The following is a 21,050-nucleotide window of genomic DNA, read 5'->3' as shown; positions in this document are numbered from 1 at the left end:
CGCGCCGCGGGGAAGCAGCGGCGCGCGGCCCGGAACTCAGGTGCCGGCGAGCGCGGCGGGACGTGGGTGATCCCGGCGGCCTCGCCGCGGCGTCAGGCTGCACAGATCGAGAATCCGGGTACCCTCGAGGTCGCCCAGGTAGCCCCGCTCGGCCACGATCACGCCGTGCACCACGACCGCGTGCGCGTGACACGCCAACCACTCCATACAGCCCGTGCACGCATGGGCAACAGGCCCCAGCTCGTCGTACTCCTCGGCGTGGATCAACCGGGTCCAATGCGCCGCCGTGTGCGAGCCGCAGCAGAGCGGGTGGATCAGCGGCGAGCCGAGGTCCTGGCACGGGTAGGCATGCCGGCTGAGTGGCACCCGGGTGTCCGGGCTCGTATCGGCGTAGTCCCCGATGCGGACGTCCAGCCGTACCGTCACCGGACTGCCTTCCGACGGGACGGACGCCGCTGACCGTACTGGCTGTGCCCGGCATGCGGTGCCGGCCGGCGCCGCCGGACATCCCGGCGCGCCCCCAGCCCGGCCGGGATGTCCGCGTCGATGCCGGCTGACCTGCTCCAGACATCGCGCAGGACTCCGGTCCGCACCCACAGTCCCATGCCCGGCAACGATGCTGTGCTCATCCGGAAGTCCGCACCCGTCATCGTCCGGGATGGATGTCCGTCCTGCTGCGGCGGAAACACACCGACGGTCTCGTCATGGTGGACGTCGACTGTGTGCACGTGATCGGAATGAGAATCGGTGATGGTCAACGGCGTCCCCTCCCCAGGGCGCTGGCCTCGGCTGCTGCGCTGTGCGGCGGCCCCGTGGCAGTGAAGATCAGTAGGTGTTGGTCGTCGCCCGATACCCAGGACGAGTCGATCGTGCTGCTGTCGCGGCGTCATTTTTTGTGGCGAGTGCCTGGCGGGACACACTGTGGCGACCGTGCGTCACGGCGCTGGGGCACCCGCTGACCACCGGCATTCTGGAAGAATGAGGCCGGACTTGGCGATGGCGGGGGACACCGCCGCGGGGCCCGTACCGATGCCTGGCCACCCGACGACCCCGGCGATCAGTTCGGAGGCGAGACGTCCCGCCTCCGGAGACCCGTGGGGATACCAGTCCCGCGCCGGTCCGATCGGGCTGGCGAGGTCGTAACCGGAGAGCAGATCGGCGAGTTGCGCCCGAGTCCGGAAATGGACCGGGCCGAGATGGGGTGAGTCTGCGACGCTGGTGGCCAGTTTCTCGGCGACTGCGGTCCCTTCCTCGGTCTCGGGATCGAGCAAGTGTGTCGCGATGACGCAGCTGGACTTGGGCCAGAACATCCTGATTTCGCCCAGCAGATCAGCCGCCCGCTCATCGTCGAGCCGATGCAGCAGCCCCGGTATCATGGTGATCACCGGGCCGTTATCGAAGTCGCGCAGCAGTTCCTGGACTTGCTCGGTGTCGATCGGTTGTGTGGGATCTCCCTGCACGACGTCCACTGCAGGGGAGTTCTCGCACCACACCCGGCTTTTCGCGACGTAAAGAGCGCTGTTGTCGAGATACAGCACCCGCGCATCAGCCGGGCTGATGTAGTCACTGTGGCCCCAAGCCTCGGTATGCAGGGGTTGCCGCGGTGGGATGTCCACGCCCAGCACGAGGACCTTCGCGAACTCGTGCTGACGGATCGCCCACCTCAGCGCGCGCACGAGAAACGACGTCTCCTCGACGACAAGAACATGAAGATCGCTCAGGATCGACCTCAACGTGTCGAGCTTCCGCAGGTCAACTTCGTAGGCCTCATTGCCGCCCAGCAACTCGTTCCGCATCCGCACACGGTGCGGCAAATCATGCTCGTCCAGCATCCTCATTGCCACCCCATAAATTGCGCTGCAATGTTCCGCGGCAAAGTGGGATCCACGCACCTGTGATCAGCCCGGTTACGAACAGCACCGCCACCCACGAAGACAAGGTTCTCCACATCGCGTGAGGCATACGGCGCGAGCACATCAAACAGATGGTCTTGAACTGGTTCTCGAGCCGCCGTCGACAGCGGCTTGACGCACACCGGCGCACCATCGTTATCTGGCGATAGACGCTCGAGCGGCAACTTAGGCGGCCTGATGGGCTGGCTCATCGGAGTCCTCACGGTCGTCGTCCGCATCGAAAGCCCGCCGCGGCCGGCGAACGTAGTTCCCCTAGTCGTGGCGAACGTGTTTATGAGACCGTGACCAGGAGAGGTAACGACAGATGACATTCGATGACATTTGAGAGTGTGGAGACGAGCGTGGTTCGAACTATGACGATCACCGGGACGCGTACTATCTCCGCGGAATCCAAGGCGAGACTGCCCGACTTGTTCGACAGCTACCTCCGGCCGTTCGCTGACCGGGACGCGCACTTCTACCTGGGCGGAGCCGTCGGGATCGATACCGTTGCACTGGACTGGTTGGCCGACCACAGCCAGGCGTCGCTGACCGTGGTGGTGCCGTGCACCGTGGTGGAGCAACCGGCAGACGCCGCGAGTTCGATCCGTCGCTGGCAGGACGCGGGCCGGCTCGTGCAACTGGTCGAGCTGGGCGCCGATAGGCTCGGTACCGCGGCCTACCACGTGCGGAATCGGTGGATGGTGGATCGCAGCGGCTTCGTAATCGGCTTCCCCTCTAACACCCAGCCGGCCAGCGGCACCTGGTACACAATGAATTACGCAGCCGAGCAGGACAAACCGCGGCTCGTCGTGCCGCTGTGAGACAGTCGTGGTGGTGTACTGGCTATCGTGACCACAACTGATCGGGAGACCGGGGCACGCCGGCTGCGCCAGCTGCGCGAACAACGTGGCTGGTCCTGGGCTGAACTGGCCCGTGCGCTGAAGGAAATCGCCCGAGAACTTGGTATCGACGCCGTGGCGACCACGCAGGTGACCAGCATCCAGCGCGCCGTCTCCCGATGGGAAAGCGTGTCCGGCCGCACCAGCCCGCGTGAGCGCTACCAGCTCTTGCTGGCGCACCTCTACGCGCGGACCTCCGCCGGCGACTTGGCACTGGGGCCAGGCTCGGACTTCGATGCTCTGCTGGACGCGCTCCGGCATTTTGGAATGCCAGAGCCTCGAGCCCGGCAACTCAGCGAACAACTCATGCGAAGCGAGCACGGCTCGCGGCTGCTGTTGCTTTCGCCCGCTACGCAGATCGCCGGCGAGACTATGGGAAAAACTTCCTCGACGCTTGATCTCGAGGCTATCCGGCGTCTGGGCGACGTTGTCGCAGTGATCGGCGGGCAAGTCGGCTCGGTGCCGTTCGTCCGACTCCAGCTGCAGCTCGCGCCGGTCGTTGAGTCCTGCCGGCGGTTCCTGCAACTTGATCACGAGCGCCTGCCACTGGACGCCCTGATGCTGCTCGCCACGCGCACCTATGCACTTGCCGGGCGCCTGGCATTCGAAACCCGTGATGACGAAATCGCGTTGGCGATGTACTCCGACGCCATCACGGTGGCCGGAGGTCTCGCAGACCGCAGCCACATAGCGGCGGTCCAAACCAGCTACACCATGGTGACCCTGCACGCGACCGGCGACCCGGAGGCAGCACGCGCGATTGCCCATGCCGCCACGCTCGATGCACATCGCGGCCCCAGCTGCGCAATCCGTGCTCGTGCGCATGCCGTACACGCCGAAATCTGCGCCCGAGCAGGCCAACCCGACGAAGCGGCCACAGCTTTGGAACGGGCCTGGAAAACCGTCGAGCAGCTCACCGCCGATGACCCGTACAGCGGATTCACCGCTGCTCGGTTGAACGGATTTGAAGGACTTTGCGCCCTCCATGCTGGAGACGCCAGCCACGCCCATGAGAGCTTGAACCGGTCGGTCAACTCGCTGAGACAGCCCCAGGACGCTGTCCAGCGCGGTATCGTCAGCACCGATCTCGCACTCGCCCGACTGCGCCTCGGAGACCCTGCGGCCTGCGCCGAGCTGCTTCACTCGGCTGTTGATATTGCCGCAGCCACTGGCGGTCGAGTCGCCGCGCAACGAATTCGATTGGCCCGACGTGACCTTCGACCATGGCGAACCGAAGACTTCATGGCCGATCTCAACGACCATATTCACGATACTTTGATCGGCCGTTGACACATGCTCGCGATAGCCTGGCCGTTCTGTGGCAGGCCTCGGCGGTTCCCAAATCGCCGTCACCATGATTTTCACCGCTGGATCGTGACGCGATGACACAGGAGGTACGGCAGACGAACCTGTCAGGTACGGCCACAGGCCGTCCCCTGAGCCGACCTCCTGGCTGCCCATGATCTGCACGGTCATGTCGCGATTATTTCTGAGAGTGACCATCTAGTACACGGCGCGTGATCACTAGCCGTGTGGCTGGACTGGCGCGATCTAGGCGTTTAAGGCCTAGCCTGATCCGTACCTCTGGTGCATCGGTACGCTCGTCCCCGTGGATCTTCTGCCCTTCGACGAGTACGTGCGCTCTCTCAATAGGAAGCGGATGGCGGGTGGTCTGCTGTTCCGTGACGAGGTTGATCGGGTGTTGCTGGTCGAGCCGTCATATAAGGAGCATTGGGACATTCCTGGAGGTGCATGCGAGGCGGGTGAACCGCCGTGGCGCACTGCAAGGCGTGAGTGTGCTGAGGAGATCGGCATCGATCGGCCACTTGGCCCACTACTCGTGATCGACTACATCCCGTCTGACGATCGCATGCCCGAAGGGCTGGCGTTCATCTTCGACGGCGGCCGCATCACTGACAACGAGGTCTCGGCGTTGACGCTCACCGACGCGGAAGTTGTGTCAGTACGTTTGCTGCCCATCGGCGAAGCCGCTACCCGGGTGAAACCCTCGCTGGCTCGTCGCCTGCGTGTGGCGCTCACTGCCGCGCAGACTGGCGAACATCTCGTGATCTGCGAGAATGGTCGGCCTGTCGCAGGATGACCGCAGGGGAGGTGGGGCTTTGGCGGAGTCGTCGCTGGCCGAAACGCTGGCACAAACCCGGATTGCGCTCGATCTGTCCCAGGAAGAGCTCGCCGATGCCGCGGGTGTGTCCGTCGACACCGTGGCACGTATTGAACAAGGTAAGCGAAAGCAGAGCAGGCCGGACACTTTGCGAAAGCTCGCGGGCGCTCTCGGTGTCTCGGTAGAGGGGTTGCTCGGACTCGCGGTCGAACGGCACTCATCTGACGTAGACGTGGCGCCACTGCGCCGCGCCATCAACGCGGACTCCAGCATCCCCGGGCTGGACGATGATCTCGTTGACACACGTGAGGTGCTGACGTTGCCTGAGCTAATGGCGAGCGCGCATGCGGCCTGGCAAGCATATGTCGACGGCCGACACGGTGAGCTGCTCCACGCACTCCCTGTGGTCCTCGCCGATGCGCGTCGCGCGATCCGGAACGCGAATGAAGATGAACGCGCTGGCGCTCATCGGGTGCTGTCTACCGCCTACCGGCTTGGAGCCGGGATTGCAGGCCGGCTCGAACTCGACGACCTCGCCCACAGGGCAGCCGTACGCGCCGTTGACGCCGCCCGTTCTTCCGATGAGCCAGAGGTTGAGCAGGCGATCTCGCTGCGCTACCTAGCGTGGGCACTTGTCCGCCAGAACCTCCTAGCAGATGCAGAGCGGGTGGCCACCAGGGCCGCGGCAGCCATCGAACCCCGGATGCTCGACCGCGACCCTGTCCGGGCGGGAATCTTTGGAAACCTGCTGTTCAACGCCGCGACCGCCGCCATGAACGCGGGTAGCTCCGGGCGGGCAGACGACCTGCTCGCTGCGGCGAACGCGGCCGCAGTCCGATCCCGCGGCGATACCGCCACCGAGGCGGCAATCTTCGGACCCCGGGTGGCGGCGCTTCAACGCGTGGACTTCGCCGTGCGTGCCGGAGACCCCGAACAGGCGCTTTCGCTGGCAGCAACAGTGCCGACGGCGGTGGGCAACGAGGTGCCTGCATTCTGGGAGGCCGGGCACCGGCTGTTTCTTGCCGCAGCTGCTCTCGAGCTGCGCCGTGAACCTCTCGCTCTTGGCTGGCTTGCGGAGGCACGAGACCTGGCTCCGGACTGGGTTCGGCATCAACCACTGGGCAAGCGCACCATGGGACTGCTCGTCGAGCGGACCACTCGTCGACGCGGTGTCAAATTTGCCGAACTCGCGGCACACTACGGCGTCGGTGCGGCCCGGGGAAAGTCGCAAATCTGACTTCGCGAGCCTGATGACGGGCCTTCCGGCTCTGCCGTCTAATAACGTGGTGAAATTTAACCGGGGTCGGCGCATCGCACCCTGCCGGTGCTGAAGACGGGACAATCGAGCCCATGACGGCCGCCTCCTTGACCGCTGATGACGTCCTGACCCGAGCCGGCAGGCAGGCAGGTATCACAACCAGCGGTGCGCTCAAGATTCGCGACGGTTCCAACGTGATGTACCGGCTCCTGGGCGATGTGGTTGCCCGGATCGGGCCCGAGCACACCGAGGAGGCGGCGGGTAGGCAGGTCGCTGTGGCTCGTTGGCTGGCCTCGGCTGGTATCAACGTCGTCACTCCCGTTGCGGGTCTGGCCCAGCCGACGGTCGTCGGGACCAGGCCGGTGACGTGGTGGGAGCGCATACCGGAGCACCGTTCAGCCACCCCCGCCGAGCTCGGCGCCATGCTGCGGCAGCTGCACAACCTCACGCCGCCGGCCACGCCGGTCTTGGCCGACTTCGACCCGCTCTCCGGCGTTGACAAACGCGTCGCTGCAGCGACGCGTCTGGGGGAGGCCGACCAGGCGTGGCTGGTGGACCGTGTGCGTGCCGTGCGCGACGAGCTGGCCCAGCTCGTCGCGGCCATGGGGCGTGGGGTCATTCACGGTGACGCCTGGCAGGGAAACATCGCGGTTCCGGACAGCTCGGCACCCGTACTGCTCGACCTGGAGCATGTCTCGCTGGGCAGCCGGGACTGGGACTTGATCCCCCTCGCGGTTGACTACGCCGACTTCGCCCGGTTGTCCGACGAGGACTACCACGCCTTCGTCGGCGCCTACGGCGGCCGCGACGTGATCCAGGCCCCGCACTTCCGTACCTTCGCCGACGCCCAGGAACTACGCTGGACAGCCTTCACCCTCGCCAAAGCCGAAACCGACGACGACGCTGCCGAGCAGACACGGCACCGGATCGCGTGCCTGCGAGGCGAGGTTCCCCGGCCGTGGACCTGGGACGCGTTCTGAAGCCCCGTGGGACCGATCGCAGATGCCCGTCCAGCTGATTGACACCTGCCTGCTCACCAGGGAAAACGCCCTCCCCGTGCGTTCCCGTCGAGCTGTCTCACGATCACGGCTGCCGCGAGCTTCGCCGGGGAGATAGGGGCTGTCTGACTCGTCGTGTTGCCAGATGACGACACGCCTCGACGTCCATATCAGTTGACGATCCTTGAGTTACGATCGCCGTGTTGCCCAAGTTTGTCAATTGATATGGACAGGTTGAGCGGCAAAGACGGTGGGGGGTGAGGCCCGTCAAGGCCCCACCCCCGGGTGGTTTCCCTAGCTCAGAGCCGGTACCAGGTTGTCAGGCCGATTAGCACCGTCGTAGCCAGGGTCACCAGCCGTGTTGCCGTCCCGCTCAGCGTGATGCTGAGTGTGACGGCAACACCGCCACTCCGTGCTGCCTCCTGCCTCGGTTTACCCGTGACATTGTCGGCATCCATCCGCGTCTCCTTCCGGTCAGCCGTACCGTCGGGATGACGGCACGGCAGGCGGGGAAGCGACGCTTCCCCGCACACAAGCCACACGGGCTTGTCCGTGTGGCCGGCACGTGGGGAAGCAGTGGACGGCGGAAGCCAGCGTAGAAGCGCTGGCCTGACCTTCGGGGAAAGACACGCTCAAGACCGGCTCTGATCGACATGGGCGCAATCAGGTGAATTACCGTGAGTAATGTCGAGGCGAGGCGGACTCAGTCCGTGACCGTGGCAGGCCAGTGGTGTCCCTAAACGCCTCGCCGACGGGGCGCGCACCAACCTGGACGCAGCCGGCGACGAGCAGATCGGCGTGCGATGCCGGGGGCGGGGGTCCTCCGCGATCCGGACCATGACCCGTCCGGCCGCATCATCGTCGCCGCCGGCGATTGAGACATACCGGCTGCCCGGTAGGCAGCACTGGCCACCGGCATGGTCGGCCCGTCGACCCAGGTCACACCACAAATGGTGATTCAGCACGTGGTGCTGGACACGGTGCCCGGAGGGGTCACCAGAGTGTTCATCGTGGCTGAAGCGCTGAGGTCGCTGCCCGGTGCGCTGACCGGCCCGGCGCCGGCCACCAACGTGCCGATGGCGGCCGTCATGCTCACCGCCGGCGTGGCCACTGCAGCCGGGACTCCGTCCGGGCTGCTGGTGGTCCCGTGCCGCCTGAACTCATCCGGCCCTGACAACCACCATCTCGGATCCCCGATCGCTCCGGCGGCATCACGCCGATCGACCCCATGGCCCGCAACCGTCGCCTCGGCCGATCCGAGGACGCGGCTGCGCTGAGCGACAGCGTCCCCACCCTGGCTCAACCATGGTCATTATTTGAGGTCAGAGCCGTAGAGAATGATCAACGTGAAAGACTCGGGACACCTGTACAACCTCGGCTTGCCCAGATTGACGTACCTACCCCGGCATGCGACCAACTGATGCTTGAGGTGTTCGCCGCCGTCGTCGCCGGGTACCCGGTCTCTGCACCGTCGGCGGTCGGGCGGAAGCAACCCCGTAATCTGAGCAGCGATAGATGGGAGCTGGTGCATGTCGTCACGTCCGGACGAGCGGTCCGCAGCGGATGGTCCCGACGTCGGCAACCCGCAGGCCGACGTGTGCGTGCGGCTGCTCGGGCCTGGTGAGGGAGCTTCGGCGCTGGCGATCGCCACGGGGGCAGGAGCGCCGGGCGCCGACGAGGGCGGGGACCTGCAGGCGGCTATCGATCAGTCCGGAGGCCGCATCGAGATCCCCGAGCTACCCGGTGGCACGGGCTGGTGTTTCGGCGCAACACTGCGCGATCGCCTGGTCGGCGTGGTCTACGCCTGCTCGCCGGTAGCCTTCATCCTGACGCACGGACAGCAACAGCGCCACTATCTGACTCGCTCTCTGGTGGAGATCGAAATCCTCGCCGTCGAGGCATCCTCTCGTGGCCGCGGCGTCGGAGCCACCCTGCTCGCGCGGGCCGAGCAGCACCTCAGGGAACACGGCGTGCGCTTGTTCGTCGCGAAGGTCGACGCAACCGACATGGCGATCCTGCGGTGGTACCGCCATCGCGGCTACACCATCGCCCGCTCCGGCGAAACCTGCACCATCGACACCCCGGCCGGCACCACCGGCATCGATGCCGGTGGTGTCCGCGACACACAGTGGCGCCTCGCCGTCAAAGCCCCCGAACACACTGCCACTCCCAGCATGTCCGGGTTCAGGCTCACCCCGCCACTGACCGCGACGTGATCCGCTTCTGTTGCTGGCTCGGTGCGCCGCTCTGACGGGAGCACGGATAGCGGTCCGGGCGAATCGTGCTGCGGCAGGCCAGGCAGAAGCCGCCGAAATGGGCAGGCGGACCGCTGCGGTGGCCGTACTTGGCGATGCGGACCGTCCCAGCCGGGTCCGTCTGCACCCAGTTCCTTCTCTCCATTACGAAGATCTCGGACCTTGAGATCAGCCGAGACCTTGTTGTCAAGGGGGCGACCGTAGCGGTGGGCGTGCAAGCTGGTCGCACGCGCGTGCGAGTCCGGGTTTGTTCCGGGCGGCGAGCTATCCAGGCACGTGGCCGGATACGGGGACGTCGGTGAGGCGGCGGATCGCGTCGGCGATGTGTGCTGGAGTGGCGTCCACGGTGCTGGTGAGCACGGTGAAGGGGCTGCCATGGAACTTGGTCCGCTGTCGCGCGGTGCGGCTCGACGAGGTGGTGCGGATCGGAAGTGCGTTGAAGACGACGGTGGCCGGCACCGTGCCTGGCTCACGGGGAATGAAACTGATCACCCGGTGCCGGTCCCATGTGAAGAAATACAGCCAGCGGGGCTGGCACGGGTCTACTCGAACCTCGGCCAGCGCAGACCACGGGACCAGGTCGAATCCGCGGGCCTGCACGCCGTCGGTCGTGCAGCGCAGCTGCCACGGTGCGCCCCGCGATCGCAGCAGCGTCACCAGCGCCACGGACAGCCCGACGACGAACACCGCCGGCGCCGCGATAGCCAGCCATGTCGGGAATTGGCCCGTGAGGCTGAAGTACAGCTCGAACACGAGGAACGCCGCCAGAAGGACCACCTGCGGGACAAGCCCCTCGGTCGAGGGATGAAGCAGCAACGCATCCGGCGGTTCGGTCGACCTCATGCTGTTATGTATACCCGGTTTTCGGCGCCAATCATTGAACTTTCGAGTTCCGGCGATGGGCGCGGGCCGGCAGGGTCGCCGGGCGACGCCGCGGTCGACCGGCCCGGCCACGGTGAACCGTCGACAGGCGGCCGAAGGCCGCCACGGGAATGCGGTCGGGGTGCGGGTCTCCTGATATCGACCTAAGCGGCCGGAAGAAGAACGTGGCCCCGCGTCGAGGGGGGAGGGATGCGGGGCCACGTCTCCCCAGTGTAAGACGAGAACGCCCGCTGCGCTGGATAATTTCCGTCGCTCGCCGGCGGCTGACCGACGTGCCCGCGTCGGGGTGACCTGCTGGTCACGTATGGGACAAAGTGCAGACGTACCGCAACGCCGGAAGAGGCTCGCTGCTTCCGGCTTCGCGGTGGAACGTACATCCCCAGCCTGCGAGGGTGGTCATGCCTTCTTGGCGCCGCGCTTGCGTGGTGTCTTCACCGGCTCGGCGTCCCGTTCGTCGTAGGCGGTGAGAACGTTCGCGGGGATACGCCCGCGCTCGGACACGTCCCAGCCGTTCTCCAGTGCCCAGGCCCGGACCGCCCGCGACCGTTCCCGGTCGGCCGCGGTCGGAGGCTGGCTCCCCGCCACGGTCCGGGCCTTGCGTCCGCCGCTACGTCGCGACGCTGCGACGTAGCGGGCGAACTCCTCACGCAGGCTGGACGCGTTGCCGTCGGACAGGTCGATTTCGTACTGGACGCCGTCGAGGCCGAAGGTGACAGTCTCGCTTGCTTCGCCGCCGTCGATGTCATCCACCATCTCGACAAGAACTTTTTGCGCCATGAAAGAGTGCTCCTCAGAAGAGTGTGTTTACGCGATCCGCGCATCGCCCGGCTTAGCCTAACAGCACTCCACAGTGGATAGCCACGCCCCGGGAGCAATTCATGCGCGACTGATGCTCGGTTTGTGCTCCCGGGCTGACCCCGTACCGACGGGCCTGCAGAGCCCGCCCGGGTAGCGGCACCCAGTCCGGGCGCCCGGTGCACGGCCACAGGGTAAACGTTTGCTCAGTACGGCGTCCTATCCAGAAGTCATGGTAAAAACATGAGGCCAGGGCAAATCGTCACCGATGCAGTGGCGGAACCCGCGGTCGGCGACAGCCAGGAAACCGACACCATCGCTTTCGTCAGAAACCCTATGAAGATCACCGTGGTCCACTCTTGCTCTGTGCCGGACCAGACAGCCAGGTGGTACAGGGGTGTGAACAGCAGTCGTGCCGCGTGGACTTCGCCGGGCAGATCGATGGGCAGCTTGAGGTACGAGGTGCGCCGTGGGTATCTCAGCTCGGCTACTGGGTGTCCGAGCACGTGTGCGACGGGGAAGACGTTGCGCGCACGATCCGGTGCGGACTCCCTGCGACGTCTCTGATCTGACCGGCAAACGACACTGCTTCGACGTCAGCCCACTGCGCGTCACGGGAGCCAATTATCCGAGTCGGACGTTTCCCGGGATAGCGCTGAGATTGCGCACGATATCCGCGCCGCTACCTGTGTGGGGTGCGGGGTTCCAGTGAGGTGTCGAGCGCCGTGAAGGTCCGGCCGTCGGCGAGCCGAAACTCCGTGTAGTCGGGCTCGTGGAAGCCGGTCACCGTGTCGCGAGCGCTTTCGCGCAGATCCAGCTCAGGTTCGTCGTCGAGGAATACGACCTCGTCACCCACCTTCATGCCTACCATGATGCCCGACGAGAACAGCCATCGGCGAACGGTTAAGGACAAACGCGGCGCCCCGGCACCACCGGCTGCTCTCGACCACTGGCAACGCCGCGATACTGTCGCTGCGAAGCGACCCGGGGGTGCCGCCGAGACGACCGGCAGCCGCGATTGGTCAGGATGCGGACGTCAGGGATCGTCGCAGATGGTGGCGTCCGGCAGCGGGAGGCTCGGCGGTGTCGATGATCAGGTGACGCTGGGCGGTCCGCAGCACCGTGCACGCCCGGCGGCCGCGCAGCCGTCCCCGCGAGCACGCGCGGCACCGGCCACGGTCATCGAGCGCGTGGGTGTCGAGCAGTTCGCGCCAGGCCCTGGTCAATTGCGGAACCGCGGTGTCGGCGAACGTGGCTTTCGACGTCGGCTCGGCCTGCTCGAGGATGGTGTCGAGATAGTCCAGGCGCTGGTAGACCGCGGCTCGCAGAACCGAGTTCAGGATCTCATCCACGGTCGTTCTCCCCGTGAGGTGGTTCGGCCGGCCACGCAGGCTGATCCTGCGGGGTCGAGGGTGCGGCCGGAAGCCGCCGACGGGCATGCACGTCCGGCGGGAGGACGTCCCCGATCCGCACGTGTGCGGCCTGCAGGTGGAAGACGGCATCATCGAAGTACGGGCAGGGCCAGTACCCGCCGCCGCAGGTCGGGCAGGTGTCCGGCGCGTCCGGATCGGGCAGGTGCCGGGTCAGCTCATTGATGGCCTGGTGGGCGAGCCCGGCGGGGCTGTCCGCCGCGACGACCAGCCCCACCCATGACCGGATGCCGGTTTCCTGCATCGCAGTCACACCCGCGGACCCGCGGCGACCGCCGGGTCGCAGGCACGGGAGTCGCCGATAGCGTGGTGCGTCCCGGTGTGCCTGCGGTGCCCGGTCGCCACCGTAGAGGTCGTGACCGGCGCCGGATCCCGACGGGCCCGGGCCGCAACGGTGTCGAGTGTTCGGGCTTCGGTCGTCGCGCGAGGCAGCGACGCCGGGTCGGTGCCAGTGCCAGTGCCAGTCGAGGGTGCGGGCGCGGCGCTCACGATGCTGCTCCGGAGTCGGTGGCGGCCGGGGTCGGCCGGCCGGTGATCTCCCACTCGGTGAAATGAGCGACGATCCTGTCCCACAGTCCGGGTGCGCCGACCTCGGCCACGTGCATCCGGACCCGGTGCGCCTGGTCGTCCCAGCAGGCCATCACCCGCACCCCCGATCCAGAGTCGGTGTCGGCGTTGGCGTCGAGGATCAGGTGCTCGTCCAATCGCCGGTGCAGGGTCCGGCGCCGATGGATCACACCCGGCAGGCCCGCGGCGAGGATCGCGGCGGCGGCCTGGTGCTCGAGACCGGGCACGAACACGGCCGGGCGCAGCGGCGCGATCTCCAGTGCGGCGGCCATGGCCACGCAACGTTCCTCGCTGCGGGGCAGGGCGATCCCGGTGTTCGCCAGACCGGTCGAGGACGGCGGCCGAACCGGAACGGTCGCGGTCATCACGCCGCCATCCCCTCGACGACCACAGCCGAGGACCCGGACGAGCCGAACATCAGCCTCGGGGCTGCGGCGGAACTGCCCGGAGTTGAGGCGGAACGCAGGCGAACCGCCCCGCCGTGCCGATGCCGGGGCATGTTCCACCACCGGCCACCCCGTCCAATCGGGCGGGGCCGAACGTCGCATCCGCCCGCCGTGGCCGAAATGGCGGTCCCCGGCCGGTTGATCCCGCGGCCGGGCCCGGTTCCGCACTGTGAGCCCGCGGCCGGCTCGACTTCACAGCTCCCTTGATAACGACCTCGACCGGCAACACTGCGTCGGGCGGATACCGCATCGATCACCCCATGCCCGGTCTCAGCCGGCACCCCGCATCGCCGCCGTTGCTGTCTCCGTGCCGGCATCACCGCTCCTCTCACTGTGGGTCTCCTGAGCGTGACGGCCCGGCAGCGTCAGGTCCAAGGTCTGGTAGGCATACCGGGGCGGCAGATAGGACAGCCAGGCATAATCACTGGTAGACAGGCCAAGCAGTTGCGGCAGCGCCGTCGACGCCGGCGTGAGTGTCACCGGAGGGAACGATCGTGGTGCAGACTGACGACGACTGGTTGTCCTCACGAGCCCCGGCGGAGTTCACGCTGAACACATCGTTGCTGCCCGAGGTGCTCACCGCGTACCGGACGGCACACGGCCTGACCCAATCGGACCTGGCGAAAATCATCGGAATCGACCAGTCCTACCTGTCCAAGATTGTGAAGGGGGACCGTAAGGTCTTCGACGTCGAGCAACTCCTGCGTATCGCCACCCAGCTCGACATCCACCCCGAAGAGCTGGGCATCAGCCGCAGCATCCTCGAGCCGGTGACGCCACCGGCCGCCACGGCCCTCGTCGGGCAGGTGGACGGGGTACACGAGAGCCAGTCGTCGTGGACAACCGCGCGCCGGTGGCTGAACCGGCAACGCGGCGAGCTCGCCCGGGCTGCCACCGGGCTGTACAGCGAGGAAGCGCGGATCGGGAACGCCCCTTTTCTCGCCCTGAAGAGCTGGATGCCGGCCCGGCCTCTCGCCTTGTCCGACATCGCGTTGACCTGGTCGGAGGAGGTTGCGCCGATTCCTGTGACGGGTACGGAACCGGAAGTCCACGGGGTGCTGCCGCTGCGGGCACCCGGACGCCGGTTCACCCGGTACACGACAGCGATCAAGTACCTGGACCCGCCCGCGCTGTTCGAGAACCGCTCCAGCTACCGGATGCTCGGCTGCAACCTGCGCGACCCGAATCCCAGCATGACCTTCACCCTGGGTACCTACTTCGACAAGCTCGACGTGTCCGAAGCGGTGGCTCACGAGCTGTCCACGTCCCCGTCTTTCCGTTCCGGCACACCCACGGCCGACTGGGGTGAACTCCCGCTTCGTGGTCTGATCGGAAACCCGTTCGACTTGTCCCGGCGGGCCCTCATGCCCGCCATCGAGACACTGACCATCCGCCGCCCGGACTCCGGTGACCCCACGTTCCTGCTCCACTGGCGTGACCCGCACAAGGTCGCCACGGCGGGCGGGATCTACGGGCTGATCCCCGCGGGAGAATTCCAGCCCTCCACCATCGCTACCCGGGATCGGGAAAACGACTTCGACCTGTGGAAGAACATGGTCCGGGAGTACGCCGAAGAAGTGCTCGGCGAGCCTGAGCGGGACGGCTCCCAAGCCCAGCCGCTCGACTACGACGCCTGGCCTTTCTACGCACAGATCACCGCAGGCCTCCGCGACGGCAGCGTCGCCGCGTACTGCCTCGGCGTGGGAATGGACGCACTGACGCTGACCGCAACCATCCTCACGGTCGTCGTCTTCGACAGCAGCACATTCGACTCCCTGTTCCACGACGCGGTCGAGGTCAACCCTGAAGGCGTCCTGACGGCCACGGCCGGATCATCGACAGTGACCGACGGGCTGCCCTTCACCGAAAGCACCATCCACCGCCTCCTGACCGACGAGCCGATGGCCTCACCCGGAGCCTGCATCCTCGACCGCGCCTGGCGCCTGCGCGATCACCTGCTGCACTGACGGAAACGGATGCCGTCCCGGACAGCAGGCAAGCCGGTGACGCGGGCAGCGCCGAGATCCGGGTTGACGCCGGAACCGGTCACGCAGATGCGCAAGTGCACCTCAGTGACGGGCAAACTCACTCACAGTCACTTCCCGGGAGCCCGGGTGTGCCGGACAAGCGCGAGTCGGGGTGAGCCCGGCCCTGGCCGTTGCCTCGTCCGCCGCCGCACACCAGACAGGGCGCCCCAAGCCGGGCCGTTCGGATCTGCCCTGGCGGCTACCGCGGGGGTGTCCGGGACGACGCGCCGGGCGTTGACATCGTCGGTCGCCGCCCGTTGGGGCGCTGTCGCATCGTCGGGACGGTGCACACCCGGTATGAATCGGCAGCCCTCCGCGGCCGAGGATGCCGACACCCTGCGGGTAGGTGATGGCTGCAGGGCAGCGGGATCATGCGTGGTGATCCGATCGGCCTCGTGCAACGGCGAGTGCGGGGCTCGTTCCACAGGCCTGAAGTGACCGGGTTTTAGCCGCGGCTGGTGACCGCGCCCTCCGTGGTCGCCGGGTCTGTACCCGTAAGTTTTTGTCCTTTGCCAGCGAAGGTCGTCCCAGTTCTATCGAAGCCGGACCGGTCGCGGTTTCCTGCCACCCACGTCTGTCCCGTGCCGTGGTTTGATGAACCTCGAGAGGAGGCGCCGATGACAGGTCAGGAGGTCCCGGCCTGGTTTAGGCATGCCGGCGAGGGCATCGTCGGTAGTTGCGAGTCGGGCCAACTGCTGGTGACAGTCTCAATCGAGAAACTGGTCGACCTGCTCGACCCACTGCACGCGGACCCGTGGTCGGTCGGCCTGGTAACTCGTGACCAGGTCACAGCGGCATTGCGTGATGGACGATTGCGGACGGAGAACCCTTGCTGGCAGGACAGTCCAGGCGCGATGGTTGACTCCGACGCGCATGCGGAGAGGATCGCTTGGCTGGTGCGCTATGGCTGGGACACTGCCGCCGAATTCCTTCAGGTCGAGGTTGACGAGTACGGCGGCATCGGACTGGAAGACGGACACCATCGCCTTTACGTCCTGGCGTTCCTCGGGCTCGACGGGCCAATCATGATCGAGCTGACCGGGTACCTCGATATGGCTGAGATCCTGCTCGACGTCACTATCCCTCGGCTGCCTGCCGACTATGCATCGTCATCGTCCGTCCTCGCGCAGGCTGATTGATCAGTTTGATCGTCGCGCTCGGGCTGCTCTGGTCACACATAGGCCAAGGGCAGAAACCACGCCTGGGGGCTGGTTATTTTGGTTGGTGCTGCGCCGGATGACGGTGGATAGGATTGGCTGATACGGCGGGTGCAGCACGTGATCGGGATTGCTTTTTCTTCGCGCTGGAGTTCGTCGATGCTGCGGGAGGGTGGCAGTGAGAGCCGCCGGCGACATGCTGGAACGTGGCGTTCGGTAGCGTCGAACCGGTCAAGATTTCCGCTGGACCACGGGACCGGCCTCCTGTACAAATTCGACGGCACCTTCATCGTCCCAGACGCACAGAACTGCGGACACTGGCCGGCCATCGAGATCCTGCACGCCTGGATACAGCGAGTTCGGACCAACCCCTCACCGACAGTCGGACAGACTCGAACGACGGAAACCCGCAACCAGCCAGATGTCAATGGCGACGGAACAACCCCTGCTGGCAACGGACAGTTCTGAGAGCATCTGGGGGTTGCGGTGGAAGGATGCCTGTGCACGGACGAGGAAACCGGAACATCTCCACATCCACACATAAAGCGCTACGCCACGATCCGCCGGGACGCCCAGCCGGGGATGCTCCCCACCGGACACCGGCGCAACCGGAGGGGCCGGCAATGGCCGAGCTGACCGAGGATGAGCGGCACCTGATCGCCTGGGCGCGCGGGCTCGCCACAGTGGCCAAGTCCAACGCCGCGCACAATCCCGCTGCCGCGAACTGGCGGTACCACTCGGTTGCCGAGCTGCTGCTGGACCGCGGTCGCCTGTTCACCCCACAAGCCCTCCCCGCAAACGAACTGGGCGATATGGGCCGGTGCTACCTCAACGCCACGCGGTACGCCACCAATCATCCCCCCGTCTTCTACACAGAGGGGTTGGCGATCCACGCCAGCTGCCTCGGTATTAGTAATGAGCATGCCTGGTGTGCGACCGGCACGTCCGCGCTCGACCCGACCTGGCCGGCCGGTCAAGTCTATCTCGGCGTTCCGGTCACCGGTGCCTGGCTGCACGCCCGCCAGCAGGAAACCAGGTGCGTCTCACTGCTGTGGGGCCCGCCGGCGAAAACCCTGCTCAGGGACGGCCTGGCCGAGGACGCCCTCTCCGACGCCGGCCGGCCGCTGCCGGACGAGGCTCGCCTGATCCGCCCGGCCTTCACTGCGTAGGGCCGTGGAGCCAACCACCCCCGATCCGGCTCCGGGAAGGTATTCCGGTGGTTCTGGTTTATCGCAGCATCACGTCACAGGGCGGCTGCTGCGCGAACTGACGAGCATGATGTCCGACGGCGAGGTGCTGCTGTCACCGCGACCACGGCGGGTCGGCTCGATGAAGCCGCTGCTGTTCGGTGTGGCGGTCGCGACGATCGCGGTTGACCGCCGCGCCGACAACGCCGGGTGGCGTGTCCACGACGGAGAGACCCCGGCGCGGACTGGAATGCCTGCACCGACGGACAACAGCGGCCAGTCGCACTCCTGGCAGCGGCAGGCCGGTGAACTGGCGATCCCTGCCGAATGGATCGACCGAAAACTGTTCGACAGCGTCCCGGAACTACGCTGCTTGACGTCAATGTCAATACCACGAGCCGCCGGTTCCTCGGTCAACGATTCGCCATTCCGCCGGACGGGGCGAAGCTGCCGTCACCGGCAGACGAGGCCGCAACCCACCGCCTGATCGGCAGCACGGGCACCCCGTACAGCCACACTGATCTGTCGCGGACCCAGGATGTCGCACAACGCGGCGGCAATGTCGGAAACACAACAGCCCGGCACAACCTGGCGGCTAACTAGAGTCACACCACACCACAGAACAACCCTGACCGACGGAGGACCCATGAACTACAAGCATCCCGGCTGGTGGCACCGCCTGCCACCGGATCGCCTCGCTGCCGCCCAGGGCGACGGACATCTGCGGACCCCAGTGGGGACTGTGATCAGCCACGTCGCTGACGGGCGCGCCCTGCCGAGTACACCTGTGATCGGCACGGTCGCCCTGCCCCGGCCCGCATCCTCGGCGAACCCGCGACACGGAGCGACGCGGTGACCGCCTCCTGGACCCATGTACTCGCCGTCGTCGTCGGCGCTGCCCGGCCCGACGGCGACGTGTACGCGCACTTCGGCTCCCTGCGGGGGTTCGATGACTACCTCGCAGTCGCCGAGCGCCTCGGCCTGGTGCAGGCCGCGCCCGAACCGGTCGCCGACGACGCACCGGAAGTCCTGCTCACCGACGCCGGCCGCGCCCTCATCGACCAGTTCCAGCTTACCGACCTGCCGGAGGGCCGGGCGAACTATTGGAAACTGCGCCACGGCGCGCTGACCGAGCCGGCCGCCACCGAGCTCGCCCGCCGATGGGGCGCCCTCCACGGCGAGCGTTCAACCCCTCAGAACGACGCTCCATGACCTCGACCGGGCACGCCCTGTCCGATCTGCCGCGGCTCGCCGGGGTTCGCCACGACGGGCACGCCGACCGGCAACCGGCCCCTGCTGGCGCACCGCCTCGCGCCGCGGCGTCGGCCCGATCGCCTGAGACGAGGCGAAGGTCCTCGGCCGGGCGTCCGAGACGGACCGAGCCGCCGGTGCGCCAGGGCGGGCGATCGCAGAAACCCATACCCGGTGAGACCGACCCGCCTATGGCAATCGCACGCGAACCGAGTCCCTGCAAGTCGAGAGTGGACGTATGCCTCAGCGGCAATGAGGCAGGACGACCGGCGAGCAACCGCAATCCGCTCCCGCAGCCTCAGCTACCGCGTGGACGGTTCTGGTCGGACCGACGACGCAGCCCCTGCGGGCCGGGCACTAAGGTGTGACGCAATCCGATGGAAGGGGAGCGGGCGGTGACGTCCCGTTGTGCGGTCTTCGTCGATGCCGGTTACGCGCTGGCGGCCGCGGCGACCCGTGTCACCGGTACGTCCCTGCGCGGCGGCATCCACATCGACTACGAGCAACTGATCACCGGGCTCACCACGCATGCCGAACGTCAATCCGGACTCCCACTGCTGCGCGTGCACTGGTACGACGCGGCCCGTGATGGTGTGCCCGACTCGACGCAACGACAAATCGGCCTGCTCTCCCGGGTCAAGCTCCGGCTGGGCCGGATCGGCTTCGACGGTGAGCAGAAAGGAGTCGACCTGCGGATCGGGCTCGACCTGGTCTCGGCCGCGCGCAACGCCGCCGTCGAGGTCGTCTACCTGGTGTCGGGCGATGACGACCTCACCGAAGCCGTGGATGAGGCGCAAGCCCACGGGGTGCAGGTCATCGTGCTTGCCGTGCCGTTGAAAACCGGAGAACCCTACGGCCTCAGCCGACATCTGCAAACCGCGGCGGATGGGATGGAGACGCTCGACGCCGATACACTCGACCACGCGATCACGTCGCGCCGTGCGCGCGCCACGAACACCGCGCCCTTGAAACCGGCGTCCACCGCCGAGCAGCGTCCGGCGCCGACACCGGCAATACTGGCTCACCGCGAACCCCGGCCCATGATCGACAACACAGTGCAACCCGCACCGGTAGAGCCTGCGGCAGCTCCGGCGACGCTGGTGTTCTCCAGCAGCACCGGTGGCAGCTCCTTCTCCGACCCGGCCTATGTCCACAGCGACGAAATGGACGAGAACATCGACCACGTCGTGGATCGGCTGCTGCACACGTGGCTCGAAGGCGACCCGGGTCTGCAGCATGCGGCGTGCGCGGAGAACAGGCCCGAGATCCCGCGTGACGTCGACCGGGCGCTCCTGCTCGACTTGTCCGAAGCCGTGGGCGTCTACGACCTCAGTGACCCGGTCCGGCACCACCTTCGTGCCCGCTTCTGGGTGGCGCTCGACCGGCGGACCAGCTGATCACCTATAACACACTGTGCCGACCAATGACGCGGACACCGTGACCTGTTCGGGTCCCGAGAGATCCGGCAGCACCGGTATTCTTGACTGGTTGTGTCGGCCCGTTGAGTTATCCAGCCCATTCTCTGCGTGAAGGTATCGTCATGCGTTGGTATGTGTGCGACATGGACGACGGTGTGCTTCGTGTCGAATCCTCGCGTCGCGACGCGGTGGAGTGGTGGAAGTGCGACCAGATCGCGACCGACGTGATTGAGCGGCACACCTACGGGCCCGGGTTCTACGACTACCTCGTCGGCGATAGTCGCGAGGACGCCGCGCGTGCGGCGATCGTGTGCGAAGACAAGCTCCCGCGATACGGCATCACCACTCCGCCCTCGCAGATCCAGCCGCTCTACCCTTGTAAAGACCGGCCTCACGAGGCGCGTGAAGCGCTGGTCTGCTCGTAGCTGTCCACACCGCCACCAACCTCATGAGATGCCACACC

The 21,050-nt window shown here is 66.7% G+C and carries 25 protein-coding genes; 14 read left to right on the top strand and 11 right to left on the bottom strand.

Annotated elements, in window-relative coordinates:
• Positions 1–36: 36 nt before the first annotated feature.
• The 3 genes from NYF13_RS21880 to NYF13_RS21870 all read right to left on the bottom strand — a co-directional run bounded on the left by NYF13_RS21880 (position 37) and on the right by NYF13_RS21870 (position 1,832).
• On the bottom strand, positions 37–426 hold the full coding sequence (locus NYF13_RS21880; RefSeq protein ID WP_315659239.1) for a hypothetical protein: 390 nt from the start codon (positions 424–426) through the stop codon (positions 37–39).
• Entirely contained in the window at positions 423–758 is a 336-nt protein-coding gene (locus tag NYF13_RS21875; RefSeq protein WP_315659238.1) for a hypothetical protein, read from the bottom strand. Before NYF13_RS21875 ends, NYF13_RS21880 begins: the two co-directional genes overlap by 4 nt.
• 177 nt (positions 759–935) lie before the next feature.
• Positions 936–1,832 (bottom strand): SAM-dependent methyltransferase, encoded by an 897-nt coding sequence (locus NYF13_RS21870; RefSeq protein WP_315659237.1) that lies wholly within the window; start codon positions 1,830–1,832, stop codon positions 936–938.
• Positions 1,833–2,266: 434 nt separating this feature from the next.
• Here NYF13_RS21870 and NYF13_RS21865 point away from each other — a divergent pair, with 434 nt between their 5' ends.
• The 5 genes from NYF13_RS21865 to NYF13_RS21845 all read left to right on the top strand — a co-directional run bounded on the left by NYF13_RS21865 (position 2,267) and on the right by NYF13_RS21845 (position 7,154).
• Positions 2,267–2,716: a hypothetical protein gene (locus NYF13_RS21865; RefSeq protein WP_315659235.1), complete on the top strand. Its 450-nt coding sequence runs from the start codon at positions 2,267–2,269 to the stop codon at positions 2,714–2,716.
• A gap of 27 nt (positions 2,717–2,743) precedes the next feature.
• Complete coding sequence (locus tag NYF13_RS21860; RefSeq protein WP_315659234.1) at positions 2,744–4,084, top strand: hypothetical protein; 1,341 nt, start codon at positions 2,744–2,746, stop codon at positions 4,082–4,084.
• Between the two features lie 319 nt (positions 4,085–4,403).
• The gene (locus tag NYF13_RS21855) at positions 4,404–4,895 is read left to right on the top strand and encodes an NUDIX hydrolase (RefSeq protein ID WP_315659233.1); all 492 of its coding nucleotides are present in this window, start codon (positions 4,404–4,406) and stop codon (positions 4,893–4,895) included.
• A 19-nt stretch (positions 4,896–4,914) separates the two neighbouring features.
• Positions 4,915–6,153 carry a helix-turn-helix transcriptional regulator gene (locus NYF13_RS21850; protein ID WP_315659232.1) on the top strand — a complete coding sequence of 413 codons (1,239 nt, stop codon included), beginning with the start codon at positions 4,915–4,917 and terminating at the stop codon, positions 6,151–6,153.
• A gap of 113 nt (positions 6,154–6,266) precedes the next feature.
• On the top strand, positions 6,267–7,154 hold the full coding sequence (locus tag NYF13_RS21845) for an aminoglycoside phosphotransferase family protein (RefSeq protein ID WP_315659231.1): 888 nt from the start codon (positions 6,267–6,269) through the stop codon (positions 7,152–7,154).
• Positions 7,155–7,471: 317 nt separating this feature from the next.
• Here NYF13_RS21845 and NYF13_RS21840 read toward each other — a convergent pair whose 3' ends face one another.
• The gene (locus tag NYF13_RS21840) at positions 7,472–7,630 is read right to left on the bottom strand and encodes a hypothetical protein (RefSeq protein ID WP_315659230.1); all 159 of its coding nucleotides are present in this window, start codon (positions 7,628–7,630) and stop codon (positions 7,472–7,474) included.
• A gap of 507 nt (positions 7,631–8,137) precedes the next feature.
• Here NYF13_RS21840 and NYF13_RS21835 point away from each other — a divergent pair.
• Both NYF13_RS21835 and NYF13_RS21830 read left to right on the top strand, forming a co-directional pair.
• Positions 8,138–8,449: a hypothetical protein gene (locus tag NYF13_RS21835; RefSeq protein WP_315659229.1), complete on the top strand. Its 312-nt coding sequence runs from the start codon at positions 8,138–8,140 to the stop codon at positions 8,447–8,449.
• Between the two features lie 252 nt (positions 8,450–8,701).
• Positions 8,702–9,388 (top strand): GNAT family N-acetyltransferase, encoded by a 687-nt coding sequence (locus NYF13_RS21830; RefSeq protein ID WP_315659227.1) that lies wholly within the window; start codon positions 8,702–8,704, stop codon positions 9,386–9,388.
• Positions 9,389–9,691: 303 nt separating this feature from the next.
• On the opposite strand, the gene NYF13_RS21825 is transcribed toward NYF13_RS21830, so the two are convergent.
• The 7 genes from NYF13_RS21825 to NYF13_RS21795 form a co-directional block, all read right to left on the bottom strand.
• Positions 9,692–10,270, bottom strand: a complete 579-nt coding sequence (locus NYF13_RS21825) for a hypothetical protein (RefSeq protein ID WP_315659225.1) — start codon at positions 10,268–10,270, stop codon at positions 9,692–9,694.
• 435 nt (positions 10,271–10,705) lie between these two features.
• Positions 10,706–11,086, bottom strand: a complete 381-nt coding sequence (locus tag NYF13_RS21820; RefSeq protein ID WP_315659224.1) for an Lsr2 family protein — start codon at positions 11,084–11,086, stop codon at positions 10,706–10,708.
• A 700-nt stretch (positions 11,087–11,786) separates the two neighbouring features.
• The gene (locus NYF13_RS21815) at positions 11,787–11,966 is read right to left on the bottom strand and encodes a hypothetical protein (RefSeq protein ID WP_315659223.1); all 180 of its coding nucleotides are present in this window, start codon (positions 11,964–11,966) and stop codon (positions 11,787–11,789) included.
• Between the two features lie 160 nt (positions 11,967–12,126).
• Positions 12,127–12,456 (bottom strand): hypothetical protein, encoded by a 330-nt coding sequence (locus tag NYF13_RS21810; protein WP_315659222.1) that lies wholly within the window; start codon positions 12,454–12,456, stop codon positions 12,127–12,129.
• Entirely contained in the window at positions 12,449–12,787 is a 339-nt protein-coding gene (locus NYF13_RS21805; protein ID WP_315659220.1) for a hypothetical protein, read from the bottom strand. The genes NYF13_RS21810 and NYF13_RS21805 overlap by 8 nt, the downstream gene beginning before the upstream one ends.
• A 232-nt stretch (positions 12,788–13,019) precedes the next feature.
• On the bottom strand, positions 13,020–13,466 hold the full coding sequence (locus tag NYF13_RS21800; RefSeq protein WP_315659219.1) for a hypothetical protein: 447 nt from the start codon (positions 13,464–13,466) through the stop codon (positions 13,020–13,022).
• A gap of 351 nt (positions 13,467–13,817) precedes the next feature.
• Complete coding sequence (locus tag NYF13_RS21795) at positions 13,818–14,027, bottom strand: hypothetical protein (RefSeq protein ID WP_315659218.1); 210 nt, start codon at positions 14,025–14,027, stop codon at positions 13,818–13,820.
• Positions 14,028–14,041: 14 nt separating this feature from the next.
• On the opposite strand from NYF13_RS21795, the gene NYF13_RS21790 reads away from it, so the two are divergent.
• From NYF13_RS21790 to NYF13_RS21760, 7 genes are all read left to right on the top strand, one after another.
• A complete protein-coding gene (locus NYF13_RS21790; RefSeq protein ID WP_315659217.1) occupies positions 14,042–15,514 on the top strand; it encodes a helix-turn-helix transcriptional regulator in 1,473 nt (490 codons plus the stop codon).
• A 677-nt stretch (positions 15,515–16,191) separates the two neighbouring features.
• Positions 16,192–16,713, top strand: a complete 522-nt coding sequence (locus NYF13_RS21785; protein ID WP_315659216.1) for a hypothetical protein — start codon at positions 16,192–16,194, stop codon at positions 16,711–16,713.
• A gap of 641 nt (positions 16,714–17,354) precedes the next feature.
• Positions 17,355–17,900, top strand: a complete 546-nt coding sequence (locus tag NYF13_RS21780) for a hypothetical protein (RefSeq protein WP_315659215.1) — start codon at positions 17,355–17,357, stop codon at positions 17,898–17,900.
• Positions 17,901–17,904: 4 nt separating this feature from the next.
• Positions 17,905–18,405 (top strand): hypothetical protein, encoded by a 501-nt coding sequence (locus tag NYF13_RS21775; protein WP_315659213.1) that lies wholly within the window; start codon positions 17,905–17,907, stop codon positions 18,403–18,405.
• 365 nt (positions 18,406–18,770) lie between these two features.
• Positions 18,771–19,130 carry a hypothetical protein gene (locus NYF13_RS21770; protein WP_315659212.1) on the top strand — a complete coding sequence of 120 codons (360 nt, stop codon included), beginning with the start codon at positions 18,771–18,773 and terminating at the stop codon, positions 19,128–19,130.
• A 416-nt stretch (positions 19,131–19,546) separates the two neighbouring features.
• On the top strand, positions 19,547–20,566 hold the full coding sequence (locus tag NYF13_RS21765) for an NYN domain-containing protein (RefSeq protein WP_315659210.1): 1,020 nt from the start codon (positions 19,547–19,549) through the stop codon (positions 20,564–20,566).
• A 143-nt stretch (positions 20,567–20,709) separates the two neighbouring features.
• Complete coding sequence (locus tag NYF13_RS21760; RefSeq protein ID WP_315659208.1) at positions 20,710–21,012, top strand: hypothetical protein; 303 nt, start codon at positions 20,710–20,712, stop codon at positions 21,010–21,012.
• The last annotated feature ends 38 nt before the right edge of the window (positions 21,013–21,050 follow it).

Source organism: Amycolatopsis sp. PS_44_ISF1 (assembly GCF_032335455.1).
In the GTDB taxonomy this organism is placed as follows: domain Bacteria; phylum Actinomycetota; class Actinomycetes; order Mycobacteriales; family Pseudonocardiaceae; genus Amycolatopsis.
Note: the sequence above shows the minus strand (reverse complement) of the source record. Positions and strands in the feature narration are given on the sequence as shown.

What these genes read in the sequence shown, in the direction of transcription:
- NYF13_RS21760 (WP_315659208.1), top strand. Translation starts at nt 20,710, where the DNA reads ATGCGTTGGTATGTGTGCGACATGGACGACGGTGTGCTTCGTGTCGAA.
- NYF13_RS21780 (WP_315659215.1), top strand. Translation starts at nt 17,355, where the DNA reads ATGGCCGAGCTGACCGAGGATGAGCGGCACCTGATCGCCTGGGCGCGC.
- NYF13_RS21865 (WP_315659235.1), top strand. Translation starts at nt 2,267, where the DNA reads ATGACGATCACCGGGACGCGTACTATCTCCGCGGAATCCAAGGCGAGA.
- NYF13_RS21785 (WP_315659216.1), top strand. Translation starts at nt 16,192, where the DNA reads ATGACAGGTCAGGAGGTCCCGGCCTGGTTTAGGCATGCCGGCGAGGGC.
- NYF13_RS21815 (WP_315659223.1), bottom strand. Translation starts at nt 11,966, where the DNA reads ATGAAGGTGGGTGACGAGGTCGTATTCCTCGACGACGAACCTGAGCTG.
- NYF13_RS21765 (WP_315659210.1), top strand. Translation starts at nt 19,547, where the DNA reads ATGGAAGGGGAGCGGGCGGTGACGTCCCGTTGTGCGGTCTTCGTCGAT.
- NYF13_RS21845 (WP_315659231.1), top strand. Translation starts at nt 6,267, where the DNA reads ATGACGGCCGCCTCCTTGACCGCTGATGACGTCCTGACCCGAGCCGGC.
- NYF13_RS21830 (WP_315659227.1), top strand. Translation starts at nt 8,702, where the DNA reads ATGTCGTCACGTCCGGACGAGCGGTCCGCAGCGGATGGTCCCGACGTC.
- NYF13_RS21825 (WP_315659225.1), bottom strand. Translation starts at nt 10,270, where the DNA reads ATGAGGTCGACCGAACCGCCGGATGCGTTGCTGCTTCATCCCTCGACC.
- NYF13_RS21870 (WP_315659237.1), bottom strand. Translation starts at nt 1,832, where the DNA reads ATGCTGGACGAGCATGATTTGCCGCACCGTGTGCGGATGCGGAACGAG.
- NYF13_RS21840 (WP_315659230.1), bottom strand. Translation starts at nt 7,630, where the DNA reads ATGGATGCCGACAATGTCACGGGTAAACCGAGGCAGGAGGCAGCACGG.
- NYF13_RS21820 (WP_315659224.1), bottom strand. Translation starts at nt 11,086, where the DNA reads ATGGCGCAAAAAGTTCTTGTCGAGATGGTGGATGACATCGACGGCGGC.
- NYF13_RS21800 (WP_315659219.1), bottom strand. Translation starts at nt 13,466, where the DNA reads ATGACCGCGACCGTTCCGGTTCGGCCGCCGTCCTCGACCGGTCTGGCG.